At 65.2% G+C, this 23,868-nt stretch carries 25 protein-coding genes; 13 read left to right on the top strand and 12 right to left on the bottom strand.

Translation table 11 applies throughout. The annotated features are described in order from the left end of the window. Position 1: 1 nt before the first annotated feature. The 3 genes from AXW67_RS24795 to AXW67_RS24785 form a co-directional block, all read right to left on the bottom strand. A complete protein-coding gene (locus AXW67_RS24795) occupies positions 2-1,828 on the bottom strand; it encodes a chloride channel protein (protein ID WP_063679976.1) in 1,827 nt (608 codons plus the stop codon). A gap of 101 nt (positions 1,829-1,929) precedes the next feature. Continuing rightward, entirely contained in the window at positions 1,930-3,585 is a 1,656-nt protein-coding gene (locus tag AXW67_RS24790) for an acetolactate synthase large subunit (RefSeq protein ID WP_063679975.1), read from the bottom strand. Positions 3,586-4,134: 549 nt separating this feature from the next. Then, on the bottom strand, positions 4,135-4,704 hold the full coding sequence (locus tag AXW67_RS24785; protein ID WP_245315709.1) for a PadR family transcriptional regulator: 570 nt from the start codon (positions 4,702-4,704) through the stop codon (positions 4,135-4,137). Between the two features lie 219 nt (positions 4,705-4,923). Here AXW67_RS24785 and AXW67_RS24780 point away from each other — a divergent pair, with 219 nt between their 5' ends. Genes AXW67_RS24780 through AXW67_RS24765 form a run of 4 tightly spaced genes read left to right on the top strand, consistent with a single transcriptional unit; the run spans position 4,924 to position 8,293 of the window. After that, positions 4,924-5,607 carry a GntR family transcriptional regulator gene (locus AXW67_RS24780; RefSeq protein ID WP_245315707.1) on the top strand — a complete coding sequence of 228 codons (684 nt, stop codon included), beginning with the start codon at positions 4,924-4,926 and terminating at the stop codon, positions 5,605-5,607. Continuing rightward, positions 5,604-6,854: a dicarboxylate/amino acid:cation symporter gene (locus tag AXW67_RS24775; protein WP_027551509.1), complete on the top strand. Its 1,251-nt coding sequence runs from the start codon at positions 5,604-5,606 to the stop codon at positions 6,852-6,854. Before AXW67_RS24780 ends, AXW67_RS24775 begins: the two co-directional genes overlap by 4 nt. Continuing rightward, positions 6,854-7,894 (top strand): GntG family PLP-dependent aldolase, encoded by a 1,041-nt coding sequence (locus AXW67_RS24770; protein ID WP_063679972.1) that lies wholly within the window; start codon positions 6,854-6,856, stop codon positions 7,892-7,894. The genes AXW67_RS24775 and AXW67_RS24770 overlap by 1 nt, the downstream gene beginning before the upstream one ends. A gap of 45 nt (positions 7,895-7,939) precedes the next feature. After that, entirely contained in the window at positions 7,940-8,293 is a 354-nt protein-coding gene (locus AXW67_RS24765) for an MmcQ/YjbR family DNA-binding protein (protein ID WP_063679971.1), read from the top strand. Between the two features lie 24 nt (positions 8,294-8,317). Here the strand turns inward: AXW67_RS24765 and AXW67_RS24760 are convergent, their stop codons facing one another. Next, on the bottom strand, positions 8,318-8,815 hold the full coding sequence (locus AXW67_RS24760; RefSeq protein WP_430648731.1) for a MarR family winged helix-turn-helix transcriptional regulator: 498 nt from the start codon (positions 8,813-8,815) through the stop codon (positions 8,318-8,320). 118 nt (positions 8,816-8,933) lie between these two features. Here AXW67_RS24760 and AXW67_RS24755 point away from each other — a divergent pair, with 118 nt between their 5' ends. The 3 genes from AXW67_RS24755 (at position 8,934) to AXW67_RS24745 (ending at position 10,760) form a co-directional block, all read left to right on the top strand. Continuing rightward, positions 8,934-9,335 carry an Ohr family peroxiredoxin gene (locus AXW67_RS24755; protein WP_063679969.1) on the top strand — a complete coding sequence of 134 codons (402 nt, stop codon included), beginning with the start codon at positions 8,934-8,936 and terminating at the stop codon, positions 9,333-9,335. Between the two features lie 81 nt (positions 9,336-9,416). After that, positions 9,417-9,836: a cupin domain-containing protein gene (locus tag AXW67_RS24750; RefSeq protein ID WP_063679968.1), complete on the top strand. Its 420-nt coding sequence runs from the start codon at positions 9,417-9,419 to the stop codon at positions 9,834-9,836. A 51-nt stretch (positions 9,837-9,887) separates the two neighbouring features. Next, positions 9,888-10,760 carry a bifunctional helix-turn-helix transcriptional regulator/GNAT family N-acetyltransferase gene (locus tag AXW67_RS24745; protein ID WP_063679967.1) on the top strand — a complete coding sequence of 291 codons (873 nt, stop codon included), beginning with the start codon at positions 9,888-9,890 and terminating at the stop codon, positions 10,758-10,760. Between the two features lie 30 nt (positions 10,761-10,790). Here the strand turns inward: AXW67_RS24745 and AXW67_RS24740 are convergent, their stop codons facing one another. From AXW67_RS24740 to AXW67_RS24730, 3 genes are all read right to left on the bottom strand, one after another. Further along, positions 10,791-12,011 carry an MFS transporter gene (locus AXW67_RS24740; RefSeq protein WP_063679966.1) on the bottom strand — a complete coding sequence of 407 codons (1,221 nt, stop codon included), beginning with the start codon at positions 12,009-12,011 and terminating at the stop codon, positions 10,791-10,793. Between the two features lie 334 nt (positions 12,012-12,345). Next, positions 12,346-12,873: a hypothetical protein gene (locus AXW67_RS24735; RefSeq protein WP_063679965.1), complete on the bottom strand. Its 528-nt coding sequence runs from the start codon at positions 12,871-12,873 to the stop codon at positions 12,346-12,348. 18 nt (positions 12,874-12,891) lie between these two features. After that, positions 12,892-13,716 carry a class I SAM-dependent methyltransferase gene (locus tag AXW67_RS24730; RefSeq protein ID WP_063679964.1) on the bottom strand — a complete coding sequence of 275 codons (825 nt, stop codon included), beginning with the start codon at positions 13,714-13,716 and terminating at the stop codon, positions 12,892-12,894. Positions 13,717-13,815: 99 nt separating this feature from the next. Here AXW67_RS24730 and AXW67_RS24725 point away from each other — a divergent pair, with 99 nt between their 5' ends. Genes AXW67_RS24725 through AXW67_RS24715 form a run of 3 tightly spaced genes read left to right on the top strand, consistent with a single transcriptional unit; the run spans position 13,816 to position 15,848 of the window. Further along, a complete protein-coding gene (locus AXW67_RS24725) occupies positions 13,816-14,790 on the top strand; it encodes a LysR family transcriptional regulator (RefSeq protein WP_082908034.1) in 975 nt (324 codons plus the stop codon). A 35-nt stretch (positions 14,791-14,825) separates the two neighbouring features. Next, positions 14,826-15,326, top strand: coding sequence for a peptide deformylase (locus tag AXW67_RS24720; RefSeq protein WP_063679985.1), 501 nt, complete (start codon positions 14,826-14,828; stop codon positions 15,324-15,326). 12 nt (positions 15,327-15,338) lie between these two features. Continuing rightward, positions 15,339-15,848, top strand: coding sequence for a GFA family protein (locus AXW67_RS24715; protein ID WP_063679963.1), 510 nt, complete (start codon positions 15,339-15,341; stop codon positions 15,846-15,848). A gap of 89 nt (positions 15,849-15,937) precedes the next feature. On the opposite strand, the gene AXW67_RS24710 is transcribed toward AXW67_RS24715, so the two are convergent. Together AXW67_RS24710 and guaA are read right to left on the bottom strand one after the other, a co-directional pair. Continuing rightward, positions 15,938-16,837 carry an HNH endonuclease gene (locus AXW67_RS24710; RefSeq protein WP_063679962.1) on the bottom strand — a complete coding sequence of 300 codons (900 nt, stop codon included), beginning with the start codon at positions 16,835-16,837 and terminating at the stop codon, positions 15,938-15,940. Between the two features lie 78 nt (positions 16,838-16,915). Further along, positions 16,916-18,514, bottom strand: a complete 1,599-nt coding sequence (guaA, locus tag AXW67_RS24705) for a glutamine-hydrolyzing GMP synthase (protein WP_063679984.1) — start codon at positions 18,512-18,514, stop codon at positions 16,916-16,918. A gap of 403 nt (positions 18,515-18,917) precedes the next feature. Here guaA and AXW67_RS24700 point away from each other — a divergent pair, with 403 nt between their 5' ends. Then, positions 18,918-19,250: a DHCW motif cupin fold protein gene (locus tag AXW67_RS24700; RefSeq protein ID WP_063679961.1), complete on the top strand. Its 333-nt coding sequence runs from the start codon at positions 18,918-18,920 to the stop codon at positions 19,248-19,250. 265 nt (positions 19,251-19,515) lie between these two features. Further along, positions 19,516-19,725, top strand: coding sequence for a cold-shock protein (locus AXW67_RS24695; protein ID WP_027551526.1), 210 nt, complete (start codon positions 19,516-19,518; stop codon positions 19,723-19,725). Positions 19,726-20,113: 388 nt separating this feature from the next. On the opposite strand, the gene AXW67_RS24690 is transcribed toward AXW67_RS24695, so the two are convergent. From AXW67_RS24690 to AXW67_RS24680, 3 genes are read right to left on the bottom strand one after another with little or no spacing between them, the layout of a single operon-like run. Beyond that, positions 20,114-21,412 (bottom strand): RsmB/NOP family class I SAM-dependent RNA methyltransferase, encoded by a 1,299-nt coding sequence (locus AXW67_RS24690; RefSeq protein ID WP_063679960.1) that lies wholly within the window; start codon positions 21,410-21,412, stop codon positions 20,114-20,116. A 37-nt stretch (positions 21,413-21,449) separates the two neighbouring features. Further along, the gene (locus tag AXW67_RS24685) at positions 21,450-21,872 is read right to left on the bottom strand and encodes an MAPEG family protein (protein WP_063679959.1); all 423 of its coding nucleotides are present in this window, start codon (positions 21,870-21,872) and stop codon (positions 21,450-21,452) included. Positions 21,873-21,920: 48 nt separating this feature from the next. Next, positions 21,921-22,586, bottom strand: a complete 666-nt coding sequence (locus AXW67_RS24680) for an NUDIX hydrolase (protein WP_201723709.1) — start codon at positions 22,584-22,586, stop codon at positions 21,921-21,923. Positions 22,587-22,715: 129 nt separating this feature from the next. On the opposite strand from AXW67_RS24680, the gene AXW67_RS24675 reads away from it, so the two are divergent. Beyond that, complete coding sequence (locus tag AXW67_RS24675) at positions 22,716-23,717, top strand: radical SAM protein (protein ID WP_063679958.1); 1,002 nt, start codon at positions 22,716-22,718, stop codon at positions 23,715-23,717. The last annotated feature ends 151 nt before the right edge of the window (positions 23,718-23,868 follow it).

The raw sequence follows: 23,868 nt of genomic DNA, 5'->3' as shown, positions 1-23,868 counted from the left end.
TTCAGAGGGGCTGACCTTCCGCGATCCGCGCCTCCGGCACAAGCGTCTTTTCACGCAGGAAATATGCGTTGCGATCCTCCTCCTGCGCGTTCACGACCGCGCGAATTCGGAGCAGGTCCTTGCGCGCGACAAGTCCCACCACGCGATGGCTGGCGCGGTCGACCACCGGCAGGCGCCCGAGATCGGACGCGACCATGAGATCGGCGACGCGTCCCAGCACATCGTCGGGATGCGCCACCACGGCCGAGGTGTCCGAGACGACGTCATCGAGCGTCGCGGCCTGATGGTCGCCCTCCGTGCGCCAGCGCAGCACGTCGGCGCGGGTGACCATTCCGGTGAGCCGTCCATCGGCGGCGACGACGGGATAGGATTTGTGACGGCGCTCATCCGACGTGAAGAAGGCGACCGCCGCGTCGATCGGCATGTCGACCGGCAAGGTATCGACATTCGTCACCATGACGTCGGCGGCGCGCAGCAGTTCAAATGGATCAATCGCGTATTCGCGCGTGATGTGCTGGCCGCGGCGCGCGATCTTCTCGGTGAGGATCGAGCGCTTCAGCAGCAGGACGGTGACGGCATGCGCGGCTCCGGTCGCGGCCAGCAGCGGCAGCAGCATGTCGATGTTGCCGGTCAGCTCGATCGCGAACATCACGCCGGTGAGCGGCGAGCGCATCGTGCCGCCCATCATCGCGGCCATGCCGACCAGTGCCCAGAACGAGGCGCCGCCGGGCAGCACCAGCCCTTCCATCCAGCCGGCAGTGCCGCCGAGAATGAGCAGCGGGGCCAGCACGCCGCCCGACGTGCCTGAGGCCAGCGCGATCACCCAGATCGCGGACTTGACCAGCAACAGCCGGATCGCCTCGTCGCGCACCATGTGGCCGGACAACAGATCGGCGATGACGTCGTAGCCGACACCGAGGGCACGCGGATCGACGAGGCCGCCGAGCCCGACGACAAGGCCACCCAGCATCGGCCACCACATCCAGTGCAGCGGCACATGATCGAACAGATCCTCGGCCGCATAGAGCAGCCGCGTCATCAATCCGGATTGCAGGCCGGCAACGATTCCGACGCCGATGGCGGCCGCCAGTCCCCACCACGGCAGGTCCGGCCGTTCCGCGAACGGAAACAGCGGTCCGGTCCCGAACAGCAGCGGGCGCCATGCCGCCGAGATCACAGCCCCCGTCACCACGGGCAGGAAGCTGCGCGGCTTCCATTCGAACAACAATAGCTCGACCGCCAGCAGGACTGCCGCGATCGGCGTGCCGAAGATCGCCGTCATGCCGGCGGCCGCGCCCGCGACCAGCAGCGTCTTGCGCTCGGCTGCAGTGAGATGGAAGCACTGGGCGAAGATCGATCCGATCGCCCCGCCGGTCATGATGATCGGTCCCTCGGCGCCGAACGGACCGCCGCTTCCGATCGAGACCGCCGAGGACAGCGGCTTCAGGATCGCGACCTTCGGCTGCATCCGGCTGCCGCCGATCAGGATCGCCTCGATCGCCTCCGGAATGCCGTGCCCTCGGATTTTCTCCGACCCGAATCGCGCCATCAGCCCGATCACGAGACCGCCAAGCGCCGGCGCCAGCACCATCCAGATCCCCGGATGGGCATTCGCCAGCGAGGCGTTCTCGGTGCTGATATGGCCGAACCAGACCAGGTTCGTGACCAGCGCGATCAGTTTCAACAACATCCACGCCGCCCCGGCCCCGAGGCTACCGACCAGCAGGGCCATGCCGATCAGGACCAGCACCCGGCGGTCGGCGGTGAAGTCTCCGGGCTTGCCGCGATGACGCGGGAGCCCGCCGGTAATGTCCAGGGTCTGGCGCATGATTGCTCTTGTCGGGAGGATTCTCGCGCCTGCCAATATATCGCGACACGATATATATCAAGGAATGGCTGGTATGATCCTCCGGACAAATCGGGGCCGCCCTACCTGTCCCGCGCCCGCAGCTCGTCGACCAGCACCCGCACGTTCTCGGAATAGTCGATCGGGATCGAGATCAGATGCACGCCGCCGTCCTTGAACGCCGCATCGAGTGTTGGGACGAAACTTTCGATGCTCGCGATCCGGTGCCCTTTCGCGCCATAAGCCTTGGCGTAGAGGGCGAAGTCTGGATTGCCAAAGGTCATGCCGAAATCCGCGAAGTGATCGACGGCCTGCTTCCATCGGATCATGCCGTAGGCATTGTCCTCCAGCACCAGCACGACCAAATTGAGCTTGAGGCGGACCGCCGTCTCCATCTCCTGGCTGTTCATCATGAAGCCGCCGTCGCCGGCGACCGCGAGCACGCGACGGTCTGGATGAAGCATCGCGGCCATCATCGCCGACGGCAGGCCGGCGCCCATCGTTGCCAGCGCATTGTCCAGCAACAGCGTGTTGGCGACGCGGGTGCGGTAGTTGCGCGCGAACCAGATCTTGTACATGCCGTTGTCGAGCGCGACGATGCCGTTCTCCGGCATCACTTGCCTGATATCGTGCACGATGCGCTGCGGCGTCGGCGGCCAGCGCCCCTCGGTGGCACGGTCGGCGATGTGGCTGAGTATCTTCTCGCGTAAAGGCAACAGCGCCGCCGCCTGCGGCAGCTTGCCTTCGACGCGGTCGGCCAACAGCTCCAGGCTCGGACCGACGTCGCCGACGACCTCTGCATCCGGAAAATAGACCTGCTCGACGCTCGCCGGCGTGTAGCTGACGTGAATGACCTTCGGGCCCGACGGCCCCATGATGAAGGGCGGCTTCTCGACCGGATCATGCCCGATCGCCACGATCAGATCCGCAGCATCGATGGCGTCATGAACGTAGTCTCGCTCGGACAGCGCGGCGGTTCCCATGTAGAGATTGGTGCCGCCGGGCACGGTGCCTTTCCCCATTTGCGTGGTGAAGAACGGAATGCCGGTTCGCCGCACGAAGGTCGCTATCCCATGCGTCGATCGCGGCCGGCTCGTCGCCGCGCCCATCATCACCAGCGGGCGCTTTGCGGCCAGAATCATCTCGGCCGCGCGGTCGAGGGCAGCGCGATGGGCGACGGGAATCTCGATCGGATGGGTCGGGATCACCGGGACGGAGGCCACCTCCTCGCCGGCGACATCCTCCGGCAATTCGAGGTGTACCGGCCCCGGCCGCTCCTCCATCGCCACACGAAAGGCGTCGCGCACCACGGTTGGGATGCTGGAAGCGCTGACGATCTGCCGAGCCAGCTTCGTCAACGGCTTCATGGACGCAACGACGTCGACGATCTGAAAACGCGCCTGGCGGCTGCTCATGATCGCCTTCTGGCCGGTGATCAAGATCATCGGCATCGCACCGAGATGCGCGTAGGCAGCTCCCGTGGACAGGTTGAGCGCGCCCGGGCCAAGCGTCGAGAGACACACGCCCGGCTTGCCGGTCAACCGCCCATGGGTTGCGGCCATGAAGGCGGCAGCCTGCTCGTGCCGGGTCAGGATCAGCTCGATCTTGGAGTTGCGCAGCGATTCCACGAGATCGAGGTTTTCCTCGCCGGGGACGCCGAAGATGCGGTCGACACCCTCATTCTCCAGGGCAGCGACGAACAGATCCGATCCCTTCACCTTGCGCTCTTGCCCGCTCATGTCGCCTCCCGCAAATGTTTCGGCCCCCGCGCGGCGCGGACGCGGCGGTATCGTAGCCGGACGGGGCTCTGGCACAACTCACAAGTCTCTCAACGCTGTCGTCCGGGCCAAAGCCAGAACCCACAACCACACGCGCATGTTGCGAGACACAATGGTGGCGTGCTTTCGCAATGCTGACGAGGGCAATCGCGATGGGCGAAGGCGCGCGCGGCAGTACGGGTTTTTCGCCAGGACGACGGGGAGATATCCCCCGCAACTGCGTCAACCTCGTCATTGCGAGCGCAGCGAAGCAATCCAGAGTCTTTCTGCGGATACGTCCTGGATTGCTTCACTGCGCTCGCAATGACGGAGTATGGCGGCGGCATCCATCACTCTCGTGTCCCGGACACGCAACGCCCTTCTGCGCAGAGCCGGCCCCCAGGAAGCCAACGGCCACGACGTCGTTGACAGCGCGTTCACAAGCGCTCGGCGTGCATCGTTTCCAGCGATCTCACGCCACTTTCAGCGACGGACCCGTATGATGGTTTCCTGAAGATTCCGGGATCGACGTTACGAGCCCACGATCTCTGCGACGGCGCGATCCAGGATGCCGGCAATGCGGCGCGCTTCAGTGGCGTCACAGCCGTGCTTGCTGCGCAGCGCGCGCTTGAGGCCGTGGCGGGCCCGCTGCAGCTCGTCGGAAGCGTCCGCATCGAGATCACTGACGCCGGCAAAGGCCTCGCGCACCTCTTCCATGCGGCGCCCGATCCGCGACAGCGCCTGAAGGATCGCATCGGCCGTGGTGCGGTTCCCGGCGAGATGCGCCTTGCCCTGCTCTGTGACGCTGTAGAGTTTGCGGCCGCCATCCTGCGCGACGCTGGCGTGGCCGACCTCCTCGAGATAGGTCAGCGCCGGATAGATCACGCCCGGGCTCGGCGTGTAGAAACCATCCGAGCGTTCCTCGATGGTTTTGATGAGCTCGTAGCCGTGCGCCGGATTTTCGGCGAGCAGCGCCAGGATCACGAGCTGGAGGTCCTGCGAGGACAGCCGTCGCGCACCCGGAAAATCGCCGCCGGCGCCGCGTCCGAAAAAGCCATGCCCACCGCGGCCAAAGGGATGCCGCCTGCCGTGGCGACCCATGGCGAAAGCGAAGCGGAACTCGTGGTCATCTCGACCGTGTCTGTTGTGGTGCTTGTCACAAAACATATCTTACGTCTCCATTGTTAGATATATCGTAAGATATGTTTTTAGATTTAGAGCACAAGGCACAAGTCCGTGACTTTGTTTCGACGGCTGTTTCCTCGGCAAAATCGACGGCTCGACTTGACACACCTCTGACATGCCGCTGGTATGTCAGGTATGCCCACGACCTCCCTCGACCGTGACCGCGCCTATTCCCTGCTCCGCGACCTCGTCGTCTCCGGCGAGTTCGCGCCCGACGAGCCGCTGTCCGAACGCAGCCTGTCGACCCGGCTGGCGCTTGGACGCACGCCGATCCGCGAGGCGCTGAAGGCGCTCGCCCATGACGGCCTCCTCACCATCCATCCGATGCGCGGCACCTTTGTGCGGCAGATGTCGTTCGACGACCTGCGCGAGATCCACGAGTTGCGGCTCGCGCTCGAGGGAATGGCGGCCTATCTCGCCGCGACGCGCGGACCGACCGAGCCGTTGCGACACTGTGCGGAGGAGCTGCGCAGGATCCAGTCGGGCGCGACGCTCGATGTCGAAGAGGCGCAGCAGGTCGGCTGGGCCTTCCACGACGAACTCTTTCGCGCGACCGGCAACGGCCGGCTGGCGCAGGCTTATGACAATCTGCGCGCCCAAAGCGGCCTCGCCCTGCAGAAGATGCGTCAATACAGCATCGAGCGCACGCGCCAGGCCGTCAGCGAGCATCTCGAGATCTACGCCGCCGTCGCGGCGAAGGACCCCGACGCCGCGCAGCAGCGCATGTGGCGCCACCTCTCATCCGCCTTCGAAGCGCGCCTCACCGCGTTAGGCGCCATCCGCACGCAATATCCGGGACAGGGAGACAATAGCGCATGATCGGAGCGTCGTTCAGAGTGCCGCTCGTGTTCCAGATGCTGATCGGCCTCGCCGCCGGCCTCTGCGTCGGACTGATCTGGCCGGATTTCGGCGCGAGCCTGCGCCCGATCGGCACCGCCTTCGTCGAGGCGGTGAAGATGATCGTCATCCCCGTCGTGTTCGCCGCGGTCACGCTCGGCCTCTACCGGATGGGCAGCGAGCTGAAGGTCCTGGGCCGCGTCGCCGCGATCAGCCTCGGCTATTTCTACGTCGCGACCGTGATTTCGATCGTGATCGGCCTGCTCCTCAACGCCGCGTTCCATCCCGGCGCCGGGGCGCCGCTCGCCGCGACCGGCAAGGTGCCGCAGAACCTTGCGGTGTCGGTCGACTGGATCAAGTTCTTCATGGACATGATCCCTTCCAACATCGTCGCGGCGATGGCCGAGCAGAAGATCTTGCCGACGCTGGTGTTCGCGATCCTGTTCGGCCTCGCGCTGGCCTCAGTCGGCAAGGTCGGCGAGCCGATGGTCGCCGTGCTCGAAGCGGTGATGGCGGCGATGTTCAAGATCACGAAGTGGATCACGAGCCTTGCGCCAATCGCGATCTTCGCGGTGATGGCGTGGCTGTTCGCGACTCAAGGGCTCGCCACCGTGGTCGCGCTGGCAAAGCTCGTCGGCGTCATGTATCTCGGCCTTGCGATCATGGTCGTGATCTTCTGGCTGATGCTGCTCGCGATCGGCGAGAAGCCGCTTGCCGTCACGAGAGCAGTGATGGAGCCGATGATTTTGGCCTTCTCCACCCGCTCCTCGGAAGTGACGCTGCCGCTACACATGGAGAAGCTGCGCGCGATGGGCGCCTCCGAACGCATCGTCTCGGTGGTGCTGCCGCTCGGCTATGCATTCAACCGCGACGGCGCCATCATGTATTTCGCGCTTGCCGTCACCTTCCTTGCGGAAGCCTATGGCGTGACGTTGACTTGGTCGACGCTGTTCACCATCGTGATGGTCACGACCATCGCGAGCAAGGGCAGCGCCAACGTTCCCTCCGGCGGGCTCGTCGCCATCGCCATGGTGCTGTCGGCGATCGGGCTGCCGATCGAGGCGCTCGCGATCATCGCCGGCGTCGACGCCTTCCTCGACATGGGCCGCACCGCGATCAACGTGTTCGGCAACACGGTCGCGGTGAAGCTGGTCGAGCGCTTTGCCGGCGACGCGGTTCCCGATGAATCGCAGCCGGCGGCCGCCGGCCTTCAGGTGCAGGACGCCTGATGATCGCGCAAGAAAGCCGCAGCGACGTCGTCGATCTGCGCAGCGACACCGTCACGCTTCCGACCGAGACGATGCTGGCGCGCATGCAATGCGCCCCGCTCGGCGACGACGGCCGCGAGGGCGATCCGACCGTTCGCGAACTCGAGGCGCGCGGCGCCGCGCTGACGGGCAAGGAGGCTGGCCTGTTCGTGCCGAGCGGCACGATGGGTAATCTCTTGGCGATGCTCGCCCATGCCGAGCGCGGCACGGATGTGTTCGCGGATAACGGCGCGCATCTCCTCAACTCGGAGCTCGGCAGCGTCGTGACGATCGCGGGGCTCGTGCCGAAATCCATGCCGAGCCACCGCGGTGCGATGGACCGAGCCGCGCTGGAACAGGCGATCCGCGCTTCCAGTCGGCCCGGCCTCATTGCAATGGAGACGACGCATAATGGCGCCGGCGGCGCCGTGCTGCCCCTCGCCCACATGGCCCGCATCCACGCGCTCGGGCAGGAGAGCAGCATCCCCGTGCATCTCGACGGCGCCCGCCTGTTCAATGCCTCCGTCGCGCTCGGCGTGCCGGCCGCGCGGATCGCCGAGCATACAGACAGCGTCATGTTTTGCCTGTCCAAGGGGTTGAGCGCGCCGGTCGGCAGCCTGCTCTGCGGAAACGAGGCGTTCATCGCGCGGGCGCGCGGCTTCCGCAAGCTCGTCGGCGGCAACATGCGCCAGTCCGGCATCGTCGCGGCCGCGGGCCTGGTGGCACTGGAGACCATGATCGAGCGCCTCTCCGAGGATCACGCCGCGGCGAAGCGGCTCGCCGCGGCGCTGGCTTGGCTTGATCCTGCGCTTGCCGATCCCGATCAAGTGCAGACCAACATCCTGCGCATCGATGTCTCCGGCAGCTTGCATGACGCCGCCGCGTGGGCCGCGGGCATGAAGCAACACGGCATTCTCGTGCAGGCGAGCGGGTTGGCGCAGCTCCGGCTCGTCACCCATCGCCACATCGACGTTTCAGCGGTGGATCGCACGATTGCCGCCTTCGCGGCGGTCGCCGGCTAAAGGCGCGACGTTGCAAGCCGTCCACGACGTGCTATCGCTCGCGCCATGACTCCCCGAAGCTTTGAAACCCGCTGCCTGCGCCTGCCCGCGGTCACCAAGGTGGTGCAGTGGGAGGGCACGTCCGTGTTCAAGGTCGGCGGCAAGATGTTCGCGCTCGGCGGCGGCTTTGCCGCGCGATCCGGCGGCTACATGTTCAAGGTTTCGAACATGGCCTATGCGATGCTGATCGAGCACGGCATTGCGCGGCCGGCGCCTTACCACGCACGCGCCAAATGGGTGCAGCTCACAGGCAACGACGCCCTGCCCGATCCCGAGCTCGCGGCCTATCTCGAGCAGGCGCATGCGCTGATCGTTGCCAAGCTCTCGAAGAAGGCCCGCAAGCAACTGGGACTTGCCTGACCGCGCGCGTAGCCGCGCTGCCGATCAGGACTTCTTCTCACCCAGCCTGGTGTTGCGCAGGAGATTGTCGCGGAGTCGGCTGACGGTCTTCTGCACCACGGGAAAATCCTCACCGAGGCCGGTGGCCGCGATCAGGGATGCGCCGAGGTCCTTGTCGAGCAGCTTGCGTCCGGCGGGCGAAAGACTCACCCGCACCTGCCGCTCGTCGGCGGGGTCGCGCTCGCGGCGGATGTAGCCCATCTGCTCCAGCTTCTTCAGGATCGGCGTCAACGTGTTGGATTCCAGAAACAGCTTTTCGCCGAGCGCGCTGACGGTCTGCCCGTCCTCCTCGGCAAGCGCCACCAGGGCGATGTACTGGGTGTAGGTCAGCCCGACCGCGTCGAGGATCGGCTTGTAGGCGCGGCCGAAGGCCAGATTGGCCGAATAGATCGCAAAGCACAGGAAATTCGACAGCTTTCGGTCCGGTTTGGCGGATTTGGCAGGACGGGACACGGGAGGCTCCGCAATTCGTGATCTCGCGATCCATATAAATCGCATGCGATTAAATCGGAAGGGCTTGACCGGGACCGCAGCGCGAATTATTTCAAATCGCATCCGATTCGATCGGATACGATCTAACTTGATCCCGAAAGGACCCGCCATGACCACCGCTTCGAAGGTTCTCTTCACCGGCAAGGCCCACGTCACCTCCGGCCGCGACGGCGCCGCGCGCTCGGCCGACGGACGGCTCGACATCAAGCTGCCGGAGCCGCACCCGGCCGCCGAAAACCTGTTCGCCGCCGCCTGGTCGGCCTGCTATCTCGGCGCAATCGGCCTCGCCGCCGCCCAGCGCAAGATCAAGCTGCCGACCGAGCCGTCGGTCGACACCGCGATCGACCTGAACAATGCGAACGGCACCTTCTTTCTGCGCGCGCGCCTCGACGTCAGCGTCCCCGGCGTCGACCGCGCCGTCGCGCAGGAGCTGATCGCGGCCGCGCATGGCATCTGCCCCTACTCCAGGGCGGTGCACGGCAACATCGAGGTGACCACCACTCTCGTCTGACGCACGCAACCGCATCGCTGACCGGCCGGACAATCCGGCCCGGTCCCGCGCGATGCAGTCGACCGACACAAGGAGCCGACCATGAGCCATCATCTCTCGCGAGCCGCGCGCGTACTGGCGAGCGCCGCCGTGATCACGATCAACCTTCTCACCCTGCCGGCGGCCGCGCACGCGCAAGGTACGGGCGTGACGCGGACCGACCTGCAGCGCCACGATCTCAGCGCGCCCGGACGCGAAGCGGTCCAGGTTCGCGTCGATCTCGCCCCTGGGGTCGCGTTCGGCCGCCACACCCATCCGGGCGAGGAGATCATCTATGTGCTGGCAGGCGCCATCGAATATGACGTCGACGGCAAGCCCCCGGTGACGCTGAAGGCCGGCGACGTGCTGTTCATCCCGGCCGGAACGGTGCATGCGGCGAAGAATGTCGGCAGCGACACGGCAAGCGAGCTTGCGACCTATATCGTCGCGAAGGACAAGCCGCTCTTGACGCTGGCGAAGTGAGGCCAGCAGTTCCGATTGACCCTCGCAAGATATCTGACTAAAGTCAGATATATGCTCGACCCCATCTCCCGCGTCCGCCGCTTCAACCGTGCCGTGACCTCCGCCGTCGGCGCGCTCGATACCTCGTTCCTGGGGCGCGGCCGGCCGCTCGGTGCGGCGCGCGTGCTCAACGCGATCGGACATGGACGCTCGGACGTCGCCGAGATCCGCGACTATCTCGGCCTCGATTCCGGACTGATGAGCCGGCTGCTGCGCAGCCTCGAGGACGAAGGGCTGATCGAGACCACCGCGCATGAGGACGATGCGCGCCGCCGCGTCGCGAAGCTCACGCGCGCGGGCCGGCGCGAGTTCGCCGCCTATGAGGCGCTGTCGAACACGCAGGCGAAAGGCTTCCTCGACCGCCATGCGCAAGCCGACGCCCTGCTCGCTGCGATGGACCTGATCGCCTCCGCGCTGACCCGCGACCGCATCGCGCTCGACGCAATGGACCCGCGTAGCGACGAGGCGCGCTATTGCCTCGGCGAGTACTATGCCGAGCTCGGCCGCCGCTTCAAACAGGGCTTTGACGTCTCGCTGTCGCGCGATCCCGATGCGGTGGACATGCGCCGCCCGCGCGGAACGTTCATCGTCGCGATGTCGGACGCGCTCCCGCTCGGCTGCGTCGGGCTGAAGGGCACGGATCACGGCTACGCGGAAATCAAGCGGCTGTGGGTCGCGCCCGCCGCGCGCGGGCTGGGTCTCGGCCGGCGCCTGATGGAGGCAGCCGAGAGCGCCGCGCGCGAGCTCGGCATCGCGCTGCTGCGGCTCGACACCAACAGCGCGCTGCCTGAGGCCGGTCAGCTCTACCGCAGGACCGGCTGGAGCGAGATCCCGCGCTTCAACGACGACCCTTATCCGGATCTGTTCTTCGAAAAGCGGGTGTGAGCGCATACGGCGAGACTCCGGTGCCCTCGCTCACGCCGCCACCGGCGCCGCCTCCGCTTGCGGCTTCGCAAACGGGCGGAACGTCATCGCCATCAGGAACGCGCCGAGGCCCATCGCCCAGGAGCCGATATAGAGCCAGGCGTAGCTCGAGAACGCGTCGTAGATCAGGCCGCCGGCGAGCGGGCCGGTGGCCATGCCGAGGCTGCCGGCCATCGCCGTGCCGCCGATCACCGTGCCCATCATGCGTAGCGGGAAGTTTTCGCGCACCAGCACCGCATAGAGCGGCATGGTGCCGGCATAGATGAAGCCGAAGACGGCGCCGACCGCGTAGAACGTGGTGAGTTGATGCGCGAAGACGTAAGCGAGTGCGCCGAACGCCTGCAGCAACAGGCCCGAGACCAGCACGCGCTTGGCGCCGAAGCGATCGCCGAGCAGGCCGAAGGCGATGCGGCCGCCCATGCCGGCAAAACCCTCGACGCTGTAGATGGTCACCGCCGCGATCAGCGGAATGCCGCAGCTCACGGCATAGCTGACGGTGTGGATGATCGGGCCGGAATGGGTGGCGCAGCAGAAGAAGTTGGTCGCGAGCAGGATGAGGAATTGCGGCGAGCGCAGCGCCTCGCCCATCGACATCTCGGCCTGCGGCGCGCCCTCGCCTGCCGGCGCGGCCGGAGCATGCGCGAGCGCCGGCGGACGGCGCACGAGCAGCGAGACCGGGATCATGATGGCGGCGACCACCAGCGCGACGATCTGCATCGAGGTGCGCCAGTCGTGGTGCGAGACGAGCCAGGCCGCGAGCGGCGACATCGTCATCGGCGCCATGCCCATGCCGGCCGACACCAGCGACACGGCGAGGCTGCGATGGGTGTCGAACCAGCCGGTGACGGTCGCCATCATCGGCGCAAAGATCGCCGCGCAGGAGGCCCCGACCAGAAGGCCGAACACGAACTGGAACGCCAGCAGCGAGGTCGCATGGCTCGCCGCGAACAGGCTCAAGGCCAGCACGGCCGATCCCGTCAGCACCACCGGCCGCGGCCCGAACCGGTCCGACAGCGTGCCCCAGGCCATGCTGGTGAAGGCCATCGCCAGAAAGCCGATCGTCATTGCGCTGGAAATGCCGGTCACCGACCAGCCGGTGTCCCTGGCGATCGGCTGCAGGAACACCGGCAGCGAAAACATGCCGCCGATCGCGACACAGCCAAGCAGGCCGCCCGCCGCGACGATCACCCAGCGATAGTTGAAAGAGGTCATTTTGGTCTCCCGTCAGGTCTCTCCGGGTGGAAGACGAATGGGAACGGCGGGAGCCGACATCGGCAATGACTGGGACGCCAATATTTTGGAACACGGGTTCCACGGGTCTCGGGGAAACACTTCTACGATATTTCAAATTTCTGGTAAAGCGAATTATTGTTTTGCTGGATCGACGCTCGGGAATGCGGATGAAATTAGGCCCGAACTGAGGGCCTTATGCTCCACAACAAAAATCTCGAAAACAACCCCATGCAAAGTAGACGGTGGCCGCCGGCGCCTTGCCTCAACATGTCAGCAAACGATTTGACACGTCGGGCAAAACACCGGCACGATGTCATGATCCAGCCAACTCGATCTCATCGCCCTGCAGACGCTGCCGATCGCGAGAGGAGACCAGCAGATAGAACGCGGCCACGTGCGTGACCATCAGCAGCGGCACATAGATGATCGGGATCACATAGACGGCACCCAACTCCCCCGCCACATCGGCGAGGCCGAGCTGAACGCCGTGATAGTAGTCGACGAGGATGTCGCCTGCCCCGACCAGATTGAAGGCCACGACGAAAGGCCAGAACAGCGCGGGCCGCCGCGTCGTGACAAACGCCAGCATGGCCAATAGTCCGGTTGCGAAATCGGCGTAGGCGGCCGTGGTGGCGAAACCGGCGGGCAGATGCGGCCCGACCACACCCGGCACCAGGAAGACGAGGCCGAAGAAGCGGAAGCTGTGAAGAGCGGCAATGACGCGTTGCGCCTCGACGGGCTCCATCGATTTGAGCCAGGGCCAGCCGTATGCTCCGAAGCAAAGCAGCCACGGCACATAGCCAAGCGCGAGATGGATCTGGAAGATGATTGTCGGTGACATCTGCGTTCCCTCCTTGGCCTAGGTTGCCGCGGCCTCGAACACCGCGGTGAGGATGCCGAGACGGCCTTCCAGCAGGTTTCGCCCGAGATTGGCGGCAAGCTGGGCGAACTCCGGCCCCATCACCACACCGAGATTTGGCGCCGGCGGCGGCCCGGACGCGCGGAGCTGGGCGATCCAGGCCTTGGCGGCTTCGGTGTCGTCCTGCCAGACGAGCACGCGGAAACCGGCTGCCTCGATCGCCTCGCGCGTGGCGGCTGCAGACAGGAGGAAACTGGTGGCCGGCGTGCGCGCCCACGGCACCGGATAGAGCGGCTCGCCGCCCCTCATCACGACATCGAAGGTCGCAAATCGGCCGCCCATCTTCAGCACGCGGCGGATCTCGCGATAGAGCCGCCCCCGGTCCGGCACGTTCATGGCCACGTGTTGGAGCCACGCGACGTCGAACCGACCGTCGTCGAACGGCAGCTCCATCGCGCTTGCCGTCTCGAACGACACGCGCTCGCTTTGACCTGTGCGCGCGGTCAGATAGCGCGCGGCGAGGACGAATGGATCGCTGAGATCGACGCCGATCACGCGGCAGCCGTAATTCGTTGCGAGAAAGCGCGCCGGGCCGCCGACACCCGCACCGACGTCGAGAACCGACATGTCGGCCGCAATTCCAGCGAGCTTCGCAAGGTCGGCGGTCGCCGCAAGGCCGCGGGTGTGGAACTGATCGAGGGCTGCCAGTTGCTGGGGGGCAAGCGGCTTATCCTCCGGCCCGAACACCGCGAGCGCCGCCTTCAGCCGCTCGGTCAGGCCACTCGCCGCATAGTGGTTGCGCACGCCATCAAGAACATCGGTCATTGCAGGACTCCGTGAAAGCACTCCGTGAAAGCTCGACTTCTCGCGGCAAAGATACGGCCGCTTCCGCCCAGCGACTATCCGCGATAATGTCGACGGGCTATGAAGCAGAACTTCACAATCCGGCAGAGCGCGCTCGACGGCGTCGAGGCCTTCCTCGCCGTTGCCAGGCACCGCAATTTTCGCCGCGCGGCCGCCGAGCTCGGCGTGACCCCGTCGGCGATGAGCCAGGCGGTGCGCACGCTGGAGGCACGCATCGGCGCGGCGCTGTTCACTCGCACCACGCGCAGCGTCGGATTGACCGAGGCCGGCGAGCGGTTCTTCTCGCGCGCGAAACCCGCCTTCGAGGAGCTCGTTGCCGCCAGCGAAGCCGCGCGTGACCTCGGGCAGCGTCCGGCGGGGTTGTTGCGTCTCGCCGTTCCCCGATCGGTCGTTCCGCTGATCCTCGAGCCGGTGATCGCCGCGTTCTGCCGCGCCTATCCCGAGATCGAGGTGGAGATCGCCGCTAGCGAAGAGATGGTGGATCTCGCCGCAGGCGGCTTCGATGCCGGCATCCGTCTCGGCCAGCTCATCGCGCCTGACATGATCGCGGTGCGGCTGACGCAGCCGTTCCCGTTCATGGTCGTCGGCAGCCCCGATTATCTGCGCGGGCGGAAGCGGCCGCAGCGCATCGACGATCTTCGCCAGCACGCCTGCCTTCGCCTGCGCCGCTCCAACGGATCGATCGCACCCTGGCCTTTCGTCGACGGCAACAAGTCAGTCGAGGCGATCGTGTCAGGGCCGCTCATCGCGCACGACTATGCCACGCTCGTCGGCGCGGCCATCCAGGGCGTCGGACTTGCGCAGGTGCCCGGTCCACTCGCCAGAGCCGCGATGGCAGACGGCCGGTTGCAGGCGCTCTTGACGCCCTTTGCCGTGACTGGCCCAGGGGTCTTTCTGTACTATCCGGGAAAGCGTCAGGTCCTGCCAAAGCTGCGCGCGTTCATCGAGCACGTCAGATATCGCGGCGCCGATGCACCGCGGGGCGCGACAAACGCGAAGGGACCACGCAAGCTCAACCGTGCAAGCCGATCTTGACGGCGACGCTTCAAAAAATTCACCGTCTGGAGATCATGACCATACGCCCCATCCTCCGCTATCCCGACCGCCGGCTCGCGATCCCGGCACGGCCCGTGACCGCATTCGACGACGGCTTGCGCGAGCTTGCAACGGACCTGCTGGAGACGATGCACGCCGCACCCGGCATCGGGATCACGGCGCCGCATATCGGCATCCCCTTGCGCGTCGTGGTGCTCGAGCTCGACGCCAAGGACGGCGCGCGCACTTACGTCAACCCACAGATCGAATGGGCCTCACCCGAGATGATCCTGCACAAGGAAGGCAGCGTCTCGATGCCCGGCGTCACCGACGAGGTCCAGCGCCATGCCCGCGTGCGGATCAGCTATCAGGATGTTGAAGGCAACATGCAGACCGAGGAGTCGGATGGCCTGCGCGCCGTGTGTCACCAGCACGAGATCGATCAGCTCGATGGCATGTTCTGGATTCAGCGGTTGTCGCGGCTGAAGCGGGAGCGGCTGGTCAAGAAGTTTGAGAAGATTTCACGAAACTCGTAGGGATGCCAACAAATGACCCGCACACCAACTCTGATCGCAACGTGCTCCTGCGGCAGCGTCGAACTCAAAGCGTTCGGCAAGCCGATCGTCAGCACCGTCTGCTACTGCGACGACTGCCAGAAGGGGGCCGAGCAGATCGAGGCTTTGCCAAACGCCGGCGCCGTGCGCGATGCCGACGGCGGGACGGCTTATATCCTCTATCGCAAAGACCGCCTCGAATGCTCCAAGGGAACCGAGCTGCTGAGGCGCTACAAACTCAAGGAAAGTTCGCCGACAAACAGAGTTGTCGCGACTTGCTGCAATTCGGCGGTGTTCGTGGATTTCGATCGCGGTCCGCACTGGGTCTCAGCCTACAGAGCGCGATTTCACGGCGACCTGCCGCCACTGCAGGCGCGAATTTGCACGAAGTTCAAGCCGGATGGCGTTGTGCTTTCAGACGACGTGCCAAGCTATCGAAGCTATCCTCCAGGCCTCGTCTTCAAGCTTCTCGCATCGCGTATTGCAATGTTGCTGGGAAGATAAGCTCGCGGGATGGGTGGAGCAAAGCGATACCCATCAATTCCGCCTCTCAAGCGCGATGGGTTTCGCTGCGCTCTACCCATCCTACGGGCTTATTGCTTGAAACAATGCTCGCGATGCCACTTCAAGAAATGTGGGTGTGGCCGATCCGACATCCGCTGCGGCTCAAACGCGCGGCCGGTCTTGTTGATTATCGACCGGACTCCGTCCAGATCGTTTGTCTGACGCGAGATCAATATCTCCAGATCATCGGCCAAGCTAATGAGACCGCGATCGAACATCCAATGCGCGGTGCCCGAAAGAGCGATCCCATTGCTAACGATGTCCGGCCCATTTGCCTCCACAGGCCGTATATGCGCTGCCGCGACCTCTGCGCGCCCCATTCCATTGATGAGCTTCAGCCCGGTGATGGCGCAACGCTCATCATAGGCGCGCAGTACGATTCGACGAAAAACTCGATCGCGTAGAACTCTGGATACCGTAAGGCTGACGCGGTCTCGTTGCTGCTCGAATCTAAAGGGTGCCTGCTCTTCATCAAATTGGGACGATCGAACGTCGGTATCAACTCGGGGCAGCAACGGTGCGCCTTCCGCGAAACCAAGCTCGAGTATTCGATTGAAATCGTCGGGCGAAATTGGACGGACTGCCGACTGAGCACGCCCTGAGATTCGTCCATGCTCATTTAGGACGCCGCGTTCCACTGGTCCGCTCGACCCGTTGAAAGGGACCGGGTTGGCAAAATCGAGATAGCTTCCCGGCTCAATCAGCGCGAGATACATCCCCGGCGTGCCAGGGTCAGGAATAACTTGCTGTACCCTTGCAATCGCAAAGTAGCCTCGCGTTTCGGCGACCTTGCCCGGTTCATAGTAGATTATCCAGTCCCCGACGCAGGCTTCGACCCGACGCAGGTACTGACTGGGAAACTGATATCGTTCGGCCGGGTTGTCATCGTAGATCGAGTCCAAGCGATGGATGAAGACCCCGAATCCCATGATTTATTCAGTGCGCCCCTTCAATTTCGATCTCCCCAAGATCGAGCTATGCGAAACCTACCGCAGGCGCACGCCCCCCTACTCCCACTCAATCGTCCCGGGCGGCTTGCTGGTCACGTCGTACACCACCCTGTTCACGCCCTTCACCTCGTTGATGATGCGTGTGGCGGTCTCGCCCAGGAATTTCATGTCGAACTGGTAGAAGTCGGCGGTCATGCCGTCGGTGGAGGTGACCGCGCGCAGGCCCACCACATAGTCATACGTGCGGCCGTCGCCCATGACGCCGACGGTTTTCACGGGGAGCAGCACGGCGAAGGCCTGCCAGATTTCGTCGTAGAGGCCGTGCTTGCGGATCTGGTCGATGTAGACGGCATCGGCCTGGCGCAGGATGTCGAGCTTGTCCTTCGTGATGTCGCCGGGGCAGCGGATGGCGAGGCCCGGGCCCGGGAACGGATGGCGGCCGACGAAGATTTCGGGAAGGCCGAGCTCGCGGCCGAGCTTGCGCACCTCGTCCTTGAACAGCTCGCGCAAGGGCTCGACGAGCGTCATGTTCATACGCTCGGGAAGGCCGCCGACATTGTGGTGCGACTTGATCGTCGCCGAGGGGCCGCCGGTGAAGGAGACGCTCTCGATCACGTCGGGATAGAGCGTGCCCTGCGCGAGGAAGTCGGCGCCGCCGATCTTCTTGGCCTCCTGCTCGAACACCTCGATGAAGAGGCGGCCGATGGTCTTGCGCTTCACTTCGGGATCGGTGACGCCTTCGAGCTCGCCCAGGAACTGCTTCGACGCATCCACGTGCACGAGCGGGATGTTGTAGTGGTGGCGGAACAGATCGACCACGGTCTTCGCTTCGTCGAGGCGCAAGAGGCCGTGATCGACGAAGACGCAGGTGAGCTGGTCGCCGATCGCCTCGTGGATCAGCACGGCGGCCACGGCCGAATCGACGCCGCCGGAGAGGCCACAGATCACCCTGCCCTTGCCGACCTGGCTACGGATCTTCTGGATCTCCTCCTCGCGGAAGGCGCGCATGGTCCAGTCGCCGCTAAGGCCCGCGATCTTGCGTACGAAATTGCGGATGAGCTTGGCACCGTCCACCGTGTGCACGACCTCGGGGTGGAACTGCATCGCGTAGAATTTGCGCTTGTCGTCGGCGATGACGGAGATCGGCGAACCCTGGGCTTTCGCCACGCCGCGGAAACCATCGGGGAGCTTGGTGACGCGGTCGCCATGGCTCATCCAGACGTCGTAGCGGCCGCCCTTCTGCCAGACGCCCTCGAACAGCGCGCAATCGTCGGTGACCTCTATTGTTGCGCGGCCGAATTCACGGTGATGGCCGGCCTCGACGGTGCCCCCCAACTGCTGCGCCATGGTCTGCTCGCCGTAGCAGATGCCGAGCACCGGCACGCCGGCGGTGAGGATCGACATTGGGGCAGCCGGCGCGTTGTCGTCGAGCACCGAGGCAGGTCCGCCGGAGAGGATCACCGCCTTGGGCTTCATCTCCCCGAAGGCGCCTTCGGCCTTGTTGAACGGGACGATCTCGCAATAGACGCCGTCCTCCCGCACGCGACGCGCGATGAGCTGCGTCACCTGGCTGCCGAAGTCGACGATGAGAATCTTGTCGTGCGCCGAGGCCACGGAGGACGTCGACGGGGAGCGGTCGTTCTGTGCTGCTGTCATGGCAAGCAGATACGCGACGGGGACCGCGCCCGCAACCGCGTGGGCCGGCGCGCCCACATTCTTCTTTGGGCATGGACAAAGCGGTATAGGTACGTATTATTGACCTAATTTGGGCCTTCCTCACCCACCGCCGTCATTCCCCGCGAGAGCGGGGAATGAAGTACGCCGCGGCTTCTCCGCATCACGTCGCAGCCTCTGGAATATCGCCCGCTCCAGTGCACAATTGCGCACAAGGCGGGCGATGACAGCCAGAACGTGGTGCGATCGTGCCGTAAACTCATCATTGCGAGATTTCCGCGGGTACAGTCGTGGATTGCTTCGCTGCGCTCGCAATGAGGGAGATTGCGGTGAGGGCGTACGATAACGGAAGCGGTCCCACCCGCACCGAAACAGGATCACCACAATGAAACTCCCGACCTCCCCCTTCACCGTCACCGACTGGAGCCGGATTGCGCCGACGGTGCATCCGGGCGAGACCGGAGAGGCGCTGTGGCGGACGCTGGACATCGGCGAGCTGCGCGTGCGGGTGGTCGAGTATTCGCCGGGCTATCTCGCCGATCACTGGTGCGACCGCGGCCACGTGCTCTACGTGCTGCAAGGTGAGCTCGACACCGAGCTGCGGGACGGGCGCCGATTCAAGCTCACGCCGGGCATGAGCTACCAGGTCTCGGATTTCGGCGATGCCGCGCATCGCTCGTCGACCACCACCGGCGCGACGCTTTTCATCGTGGATTGAGGGCGCGCCAGCGAGCGGAGCGGCGAATTTACAGCGTCAAATAGAAAACTGATGGGCTGTCGCGATGTGCGGGTAGTGCCTTGAAGTAGCCCCATTATTTCGCTAGATTGTGGTCATCGATCATTGGCCGAACGACTGGGCCGCTTCGCCTCGTTTCTGACGGGCGCGCACGCTTCAGATGATTTTTCCAACACATCGACTCATCAGGATCATGGGCGCAATGCGTACCGGTCCACGTGCGTATCTTATGAAAAAGGAAATTCCCATGGCTATGGGCACCGTGAAGTGGTTCAACAACCAAAAAGGCTTTGGTTTCATTCAGCCGGATGACGGCAACAAGGACGTTTTCGTCCACATCAGCGCGGTGGAACGCGCCGGCCTGAGCACCCTCAACGAGGGCCAGAAGGTGTCGTTCGACATCGTCGCCGACCGCCGCAGCGGCAAGTCCTCCGCTGACAATCTCCGCGTCGGCTAATCCGCCAGCGCAGCGGCGCTCTGACCACGGACGTACCGGCAGAGCGCAAGCCATCAAGCCCCGCCACCGAGCTTCGGTGCGCGGGGCTTTTGTTTGGATGGAACTGTGCCGCTTCGCCCGCGCCAGTCCGTCATTCCGGGGCGCCCGGAGGGCGAACCCGGAATCCATCGCGCGGCGATCTCTGGGGCTCCATGGATTCCGGGTTCTCGCTTCGCGAGCCCCCATTGCGCAACTGCGCAATGTGGAATGACGGAGAGCGAGGTCAGCTGCAGGGTGGGCAAAGGCGCGCTCTTCGCGCGCCGTGCCCACCGTCTTTGCGCATTGTCGCTGCGAATGGTGGGCACGCTTCGCTTTGCCCACCCTACGAGAGCTACGCCTTCTACGAGAGCTACGCCTTCTTCAGCACCGACACGAAGAACCCGTCCGTCCCTGTCCGCCGCGGCGTCATCAGCCAGCCTTCGGCTGATTGCAGCGCGGCTTGCGCAAAATCCTCGGCCTTGTCCCACAGCACGCTCGCGGTCTCGTCGGGCGTCACGACCGAGAACTCGGGATGGCGACCGACGAAGGCCCTGACCTGCTCGCCGTTCTCCTCAGTCAGCACCGAGCAGGTGATGTAGGCGATGCGGCCGCCCGCCTTCACCAGCGGCACGGCGCGCTCCAGCACCTCGGCCTGGTCGCGCAAGCGGATCTCCAGCGCGCCGGGGCGCATGCGCCATTTGGCGTCGGGATTGCGGCGCCAGGTTCCGGTTCCGGTGCAGGGCGCGTCGATCACGACGAGATCGGCCGAGCTGCGGATGTCGGACAGCGGATCGGCCTCGCCCTTGGGCGTGCGGACATCGGCGTTGTGGACGCCGGCGCGCGACAGCCGCTCGTGGATCGGGGCGAGCTGGCGCTTGTCGCGGTCGGTCGCGATCAGCCGGCCCTTGCCCTGCATCAGGGCCGCGAGCGCCAGAGTCTTGCCGCCGGCGCCGGCGCAGAGGTCGATGACCTGCTCGCCCGGCTTTGCCGCGGTGAAGGCGGCCGCGAGCTGCGAGCCTTCATCCTGCACTTCAATGCCACCCTTGATGAAATCCTCTTCCGCCTGGATGCCTGGATTGCGCGCATCGGCCGAAAGCTCGATGCGCAGGCCGGTTGGCGACCACGGCGTCGGTTTCGCATGAAGATGAGCAAGCGCGCGCAGCGCCTTGTCGCGATTGGATTTTAGCGTGTTGACGCGCAAATCGAGCGGCGCCCGGCTCGCCATCGCGGTTGCTTCCGCCACGCGATCCTCGCCGAACACTTTGGCGAAGTGCGGGTCGAGCCATTCCGGATAGTCGCCGGCAATCGCGGCCGGCGCGCCCTTGAGGGAACGCGAGGCCAGCGCCGCCGCCTCCGCCTCCGTCAGCGGCGCCGGCGCAAACCGGCTGCCGTCGAACAGCGCGGCCATGGTCGCGGTATCCATGTCGCGCTCGAGGCGGAGCATCCCGATCAGCCGCGCCCGCGCGGTGTCGGCGTCCATCAGGAACGCGCTCGAGGCATAACGGCGCAGCACGTCCCAGACGAGGCCGGCGATCGCGGCGCGGTCGCCGGAGCCGGCAAAGCGATGCGCCGTGCCCCACTCCTTCAGCGCCTTGGCCGCGGGCACGCGGTCCTTCTCGATGGTGTCGATCAGTTCGATGGCTGCGGACAGCCGGGCAGCGGGGGTCATTCTAAATCTTTCAGATCAGGATTGGCGCTTAAGACGCTCAAATCAGCAACAAGATCCGCAGCGCGAAGTAGATCCACATCGCGAGCAGCACGAGCACGCCAGCGAGCCAGATCGTCGAGCGCCGGCCGAGATCGTTCGACGAAACGAAGATGCCGGCATGGCCGAAGCGCGTCACCACGAACACCCAGGACATCAGCACGATGAAGAGATCGGCATGGCGCAGCGGGAGCGCCAGCGCAATCAGCGCGTAGAACAGCACCGGCAACTCGAACTGGTTGCGGTAGCAATTGGCAATTTGTGTGGCCCCCTTCGGCCAGTTCGGCTCGCCCAGGGCAACGTCGCGGCTCCTGGTCTCGCCGGAGACCAGCGAGCGGCGGCGCGCCAGCGCCATCCCGATCAGGAGCGCGAAGGTCAGGGCAACCTGCACGAAGACCGGCAGCAAGACCATTTGAACGGACATCGGAACTTTCCCGAAAATGACGCGCGAACGGCAGCGCGCCGACAACCGCTACACGGTGCGATCGAATTCGACAACGCCGGACTTGCTCAGGCGGAACAATTGGGCCGGCCGCGCCGTAGCCTTGCTGACGGAGCCGCTGACCGGCTCGACCATCCGCAACTCGTCGATCTTGCGCCTGAACGCGCTGTCGTTGAGCGAGCGGCCGAGCGCGGCTTCATAGGCGCGGCGAAGTTCCGGCAGGGTGAAGGCCGGCGACAGCAGGAAGGCCGGCAGCGACGAATAGGCCGCGCGGCGCCGGCAGCGCTGCATCGCGCCGGCGACGATGGCATCGTGGTCGAACGGAAGCCCCTTCACTTGCGCAAACGGGAGCATTCTGAGGGACGCATCGCCCCGTTCGGCAATTTCCTCGTGGGGCAGCAGCGCATAATAGGCGACCGATGCCGACCACCCGCGCGGATCGCGGTCGCCACCGGAAAACGTCATCAATTGCTCGAGCACGCGGACCGCAAGACCGGCCTTGTCGCGCAGCACCCGCGCCGCAGCCGCGGCGGTGGACTGATCCTCCTCCGGATGAACGTAGCCGCCGACAAGAGCGAGCTCGCCAGCGTGCGGGGCCTTTTCGCGCGCCTGGAGCACGACATGGATCCGGTCGTCATGCAGGGTCAGAAGCACGACGTCGACGGTGAGGATCGGGCGGATGAGCTCGGTGGCCATAAGGCCATCATACCGTATTCAAATAGCAAATTGCAAATAACAAGTTGCAATGCACCGATGTGAAGGAGAAGCTTCGTCAAGGTGACGGCAAGCGTCGCCCGAGACACTGGGTCAAAGTGAGAGGCCATCATGATCGTCGTCTGGCGTGTCGTGGACAGTTGCAACCTCGCCTGCGGTTTCTGCGCATTCGACAAGCGCCTCGGCTTCCCGCGAAGCCAGGCCGCGCCCGCGGACATCCTCCGTTTCGCTGCGGTGCTTGCCGAGCATCAGGCAGGGACCGGTGATCGGGTGCTCCTGAGCTGGCTCGGCGGCGAGCCGCTGCGCTGGCAACCGCTACAGGCCCTCACCCACGCCGTGCGCGGGCTCGGCCTCGAGGTGAGCGCGACCACCAACGGCACGACGCTCGGCAGCCCGCAGCTCCGCCGGCATCTCTGCGAGACCTACAAGGAGCTGACCATCAGCGTCGATGGCTTCTCGGCCTTCCATGATCCATCGCGCGGCTGGGCGGGCGGCTTCGAAAAGCTGCGCCTCTGGGTGCCTGCGCTCGCGGCGGAGGCCCGGGCGCTCGGCTCGAGGCTGAAGCTGCGCGCCAATGTCGTGCTGATGCACCAGAACGTCGGCGAATTCGCCGCGCTGTGCCGGGAGCTCGCCGGTTGGGGCATCAGCGAGATCACCTACAATCAGCTTGGCGGACGCGACCGGCCGGAGTTCTACCCAGAGCACCGCCTCACCCGCGCGGACGTCGATGCGCTGGAGCGCGCGCTGCCGGAGATCCGCCCGAGCCTTGTGGCGCGCGGCGCCGTCCTGATCGGCGGCGAGCAGTATCTCACCCGTATCCGCGCCAGCGCACGCGACGAGCGGATCCCGGTCGCAGACTGCGATCCCGGACAAAGCTTCCTGTTCATCGACGAAAAGGGCCTGATCTCACCCTGCAGCTTCACGACGCAGGACTACGGCGTTGACGTCGGCAGCGTGCGCAGCGCCGCCGATCTTGCCGCCCTGCCCGACCGCTTCCGCCGGATGCGACAGGCCGCGCGGTCCAGGCAATGCGACGACTGCCTCAGCACGCAAGTCTGCGGCAAGTTCAATGCCGCGCGCCGTGAGGCGCCGGCACTTGCGGCTGCGGAATAGGACGTCAGCATCGAAACTGGGATCGCGGCCAATCCATTTGAGCTGCCACCGGAATCGCTCGAAGGCCGGCAGCGGTGACGCCCTCATTTTATGGCGGCCGTCGCCGTCGTTCCTGAACGGCTTGAACCGGCGCTTTCGATCGCACGACCAA

This window comes from Bradyrhizobium neotropicale, from assembly GCF_001641695.1.
Taxonomy (GTDB): Bacteria; Pseudomonadota; Alphaproteobacteria; order Rhizobiales; family Xanthobacteraceae; genus Bradyrhizobium; species Bradyrhizobium neotropicale.
This window is presented reverse-complemented; position numbering and strand designations above follow the sequence as displayed.

Coding starts and splice junctions, on each gene's coding strand:
- AXW67_RS24795 (WP_063679976.1), bottom strand. CDS start 1,828: ATGCGCCAGACCCTGGACATTACCGGCGGGCTCCCGCGTCATCGCGGC.
- AXW67_RS24790 (WP_063679975.1), bottom strand. CDS start 3,585: ATGAGCGGGCAAGAGCGCAAGGTGAAGGGATCGGATCTGTTCGTCGCT.
- AXW67_RS24785 (WP_245315709.1), bottom strand. CDS start 4,704: ATGGGTCGCCACGGCAGGCGGCATCCCTTTGGCCGCGGTGGGCATGGC.
- AXW67_RS24780 (WP_245315707.1), top strand. CDS start 4,924: ATGCCCACGACCTCCCTCGACCGTGACCGCGCCTATTCCCTGCTCCGC.
- AXW67_RS24775 (WP_027551509.1), top strand. CDS start 5,604: ATGATCGGAGCGTCGTTCAGAGTGCCGCTCGTGTTCCAGATGCTGATC.
- AXW67_RS24770 (WP_063679972.1), top strand. CDS start 6,854: ATGATCGCGCAAGAAAGCCGCAGCGACGTCGTCGATCTGCGCAGCGAC.
- AXW67_RS24765 (WP_063679971.1), top strand. CDS start 7,940: ATGACTCCCCGAAGCTTTGAAACCCGCTGCCTGCGCCTGCCCGCGGTC.
- AXW67_RS24755 (WP_063679969.1), top strand. CDS start 8,934: ATGACCACCGCTTCGAAGGTTCTCTTCACCGGCAAGGCCCACGTCACC.
- AXW67_RS24750 (WP_063679968.1), top strand. CDS start 9,417: ATGAGCCATCATCTCTCGCGAGCCGCGCGCGTACTGGCGAGCGCCGCC.
- AXW67_RS24745 (WP_063679967.1), top strand. CDS start 9,888: ATGCTCGACCCCATCTCCCGCGTCCGCCGCTTCAACCGTGCCGTGACC.
- AXW67_RS24740 (WP_063679966.1), bottom strand. CDS start 12,011: ATGACCTCTTTCAACTATCGCTGGGTGATCGTCGCGGCGGGCGGCCTG.
- AXW67_RS24735 (WP_063679965.1), bottom strand. CDS start 12,873: ATGTCACCGACAATCATCTTCCAGATCCATCTCGCGCTTGGCTATGTG.
- AXW67_RS24730 (WP_063679964.1), bottom strand. CDS start 13,716: ATGACCGATGTTCTTGATGGCGTGCGCAACCACTATGCGGCGAGTGGC.
- AXW67_RS24725 (WP_082908034.1), top strand. CDS start 13,816: ATGAAGCAGAACTTCACAATCCGGCAGAGCGCGCTCGACGGCGTCGAG.
- AXW67_RS24720 (WP_063679985.1), top strand. CDS start 14,826: ATGACCATACGCCCCATCCTCCGCTATCCCGACCGCCGGCTCGCGATC.
- AXW67_RS24715 (WP_063679963.1), top strand. CDS start 15,339: ATGACCCGCACACCAACTCTGATCGCAACGTGCTCCTGCGGCAGCGTC.
- AXW67_RS24710 (WP_063679962.1), bottom strand. CDS start 16,837: ATGGGATTCGGGGTCTTCATCCATCGCTTGGACTCGATCTACGATGAC.
- guaA (WP_063679984.1), bottom strand. CDS start 18,514: ATGACAGCAGCACAGAACGACCGCTCCCCGTCGACGTCCTCCGTGGCC.
- AXW67_RS24700 (WP_063679961.1), top strand. CDS start 18,918: ATGAAACTCCCGACCTCCCCCTTCACCGTCACCGACTGGAGCCGGATT.
- AXW67_RS24695 (WP_027551526.1), top strand. CDS start 19,516: ATGGCTATGGGCACCGTGAAGTGGTTCAACAACCAAAAAGGCTTTGGT.
- AXW67_RS24690 (WP_063679960.1), bottom strand. CDS start 21,412: ATGACCCCCGCTGCCCGGCTGTCCGCAGCCATCGAACTGATCGACACC.
- AXW67_RS24685 (WP_063679959.1), bottom strand. CDS start 21,872: ATGTCCGTTCAAATGGTCTTGCTGCCGGTCTTCGTGCAGGTTGCCCTG.
- AXW67_RS24680 (WP_201723709.1), bottom strand. CDS start 22,586: ATGGCCACCGAGCTCATCCGCCCGATCCTCACCGTCGACGTCGTGCTT.
- AXW67_RS24675 (WP_063679958.1), top strand. CDS start 22,716: ATGATCGTCGTCTGGCGTGTCGTGGACAGTTGCAACCTCGCCTGCGGT.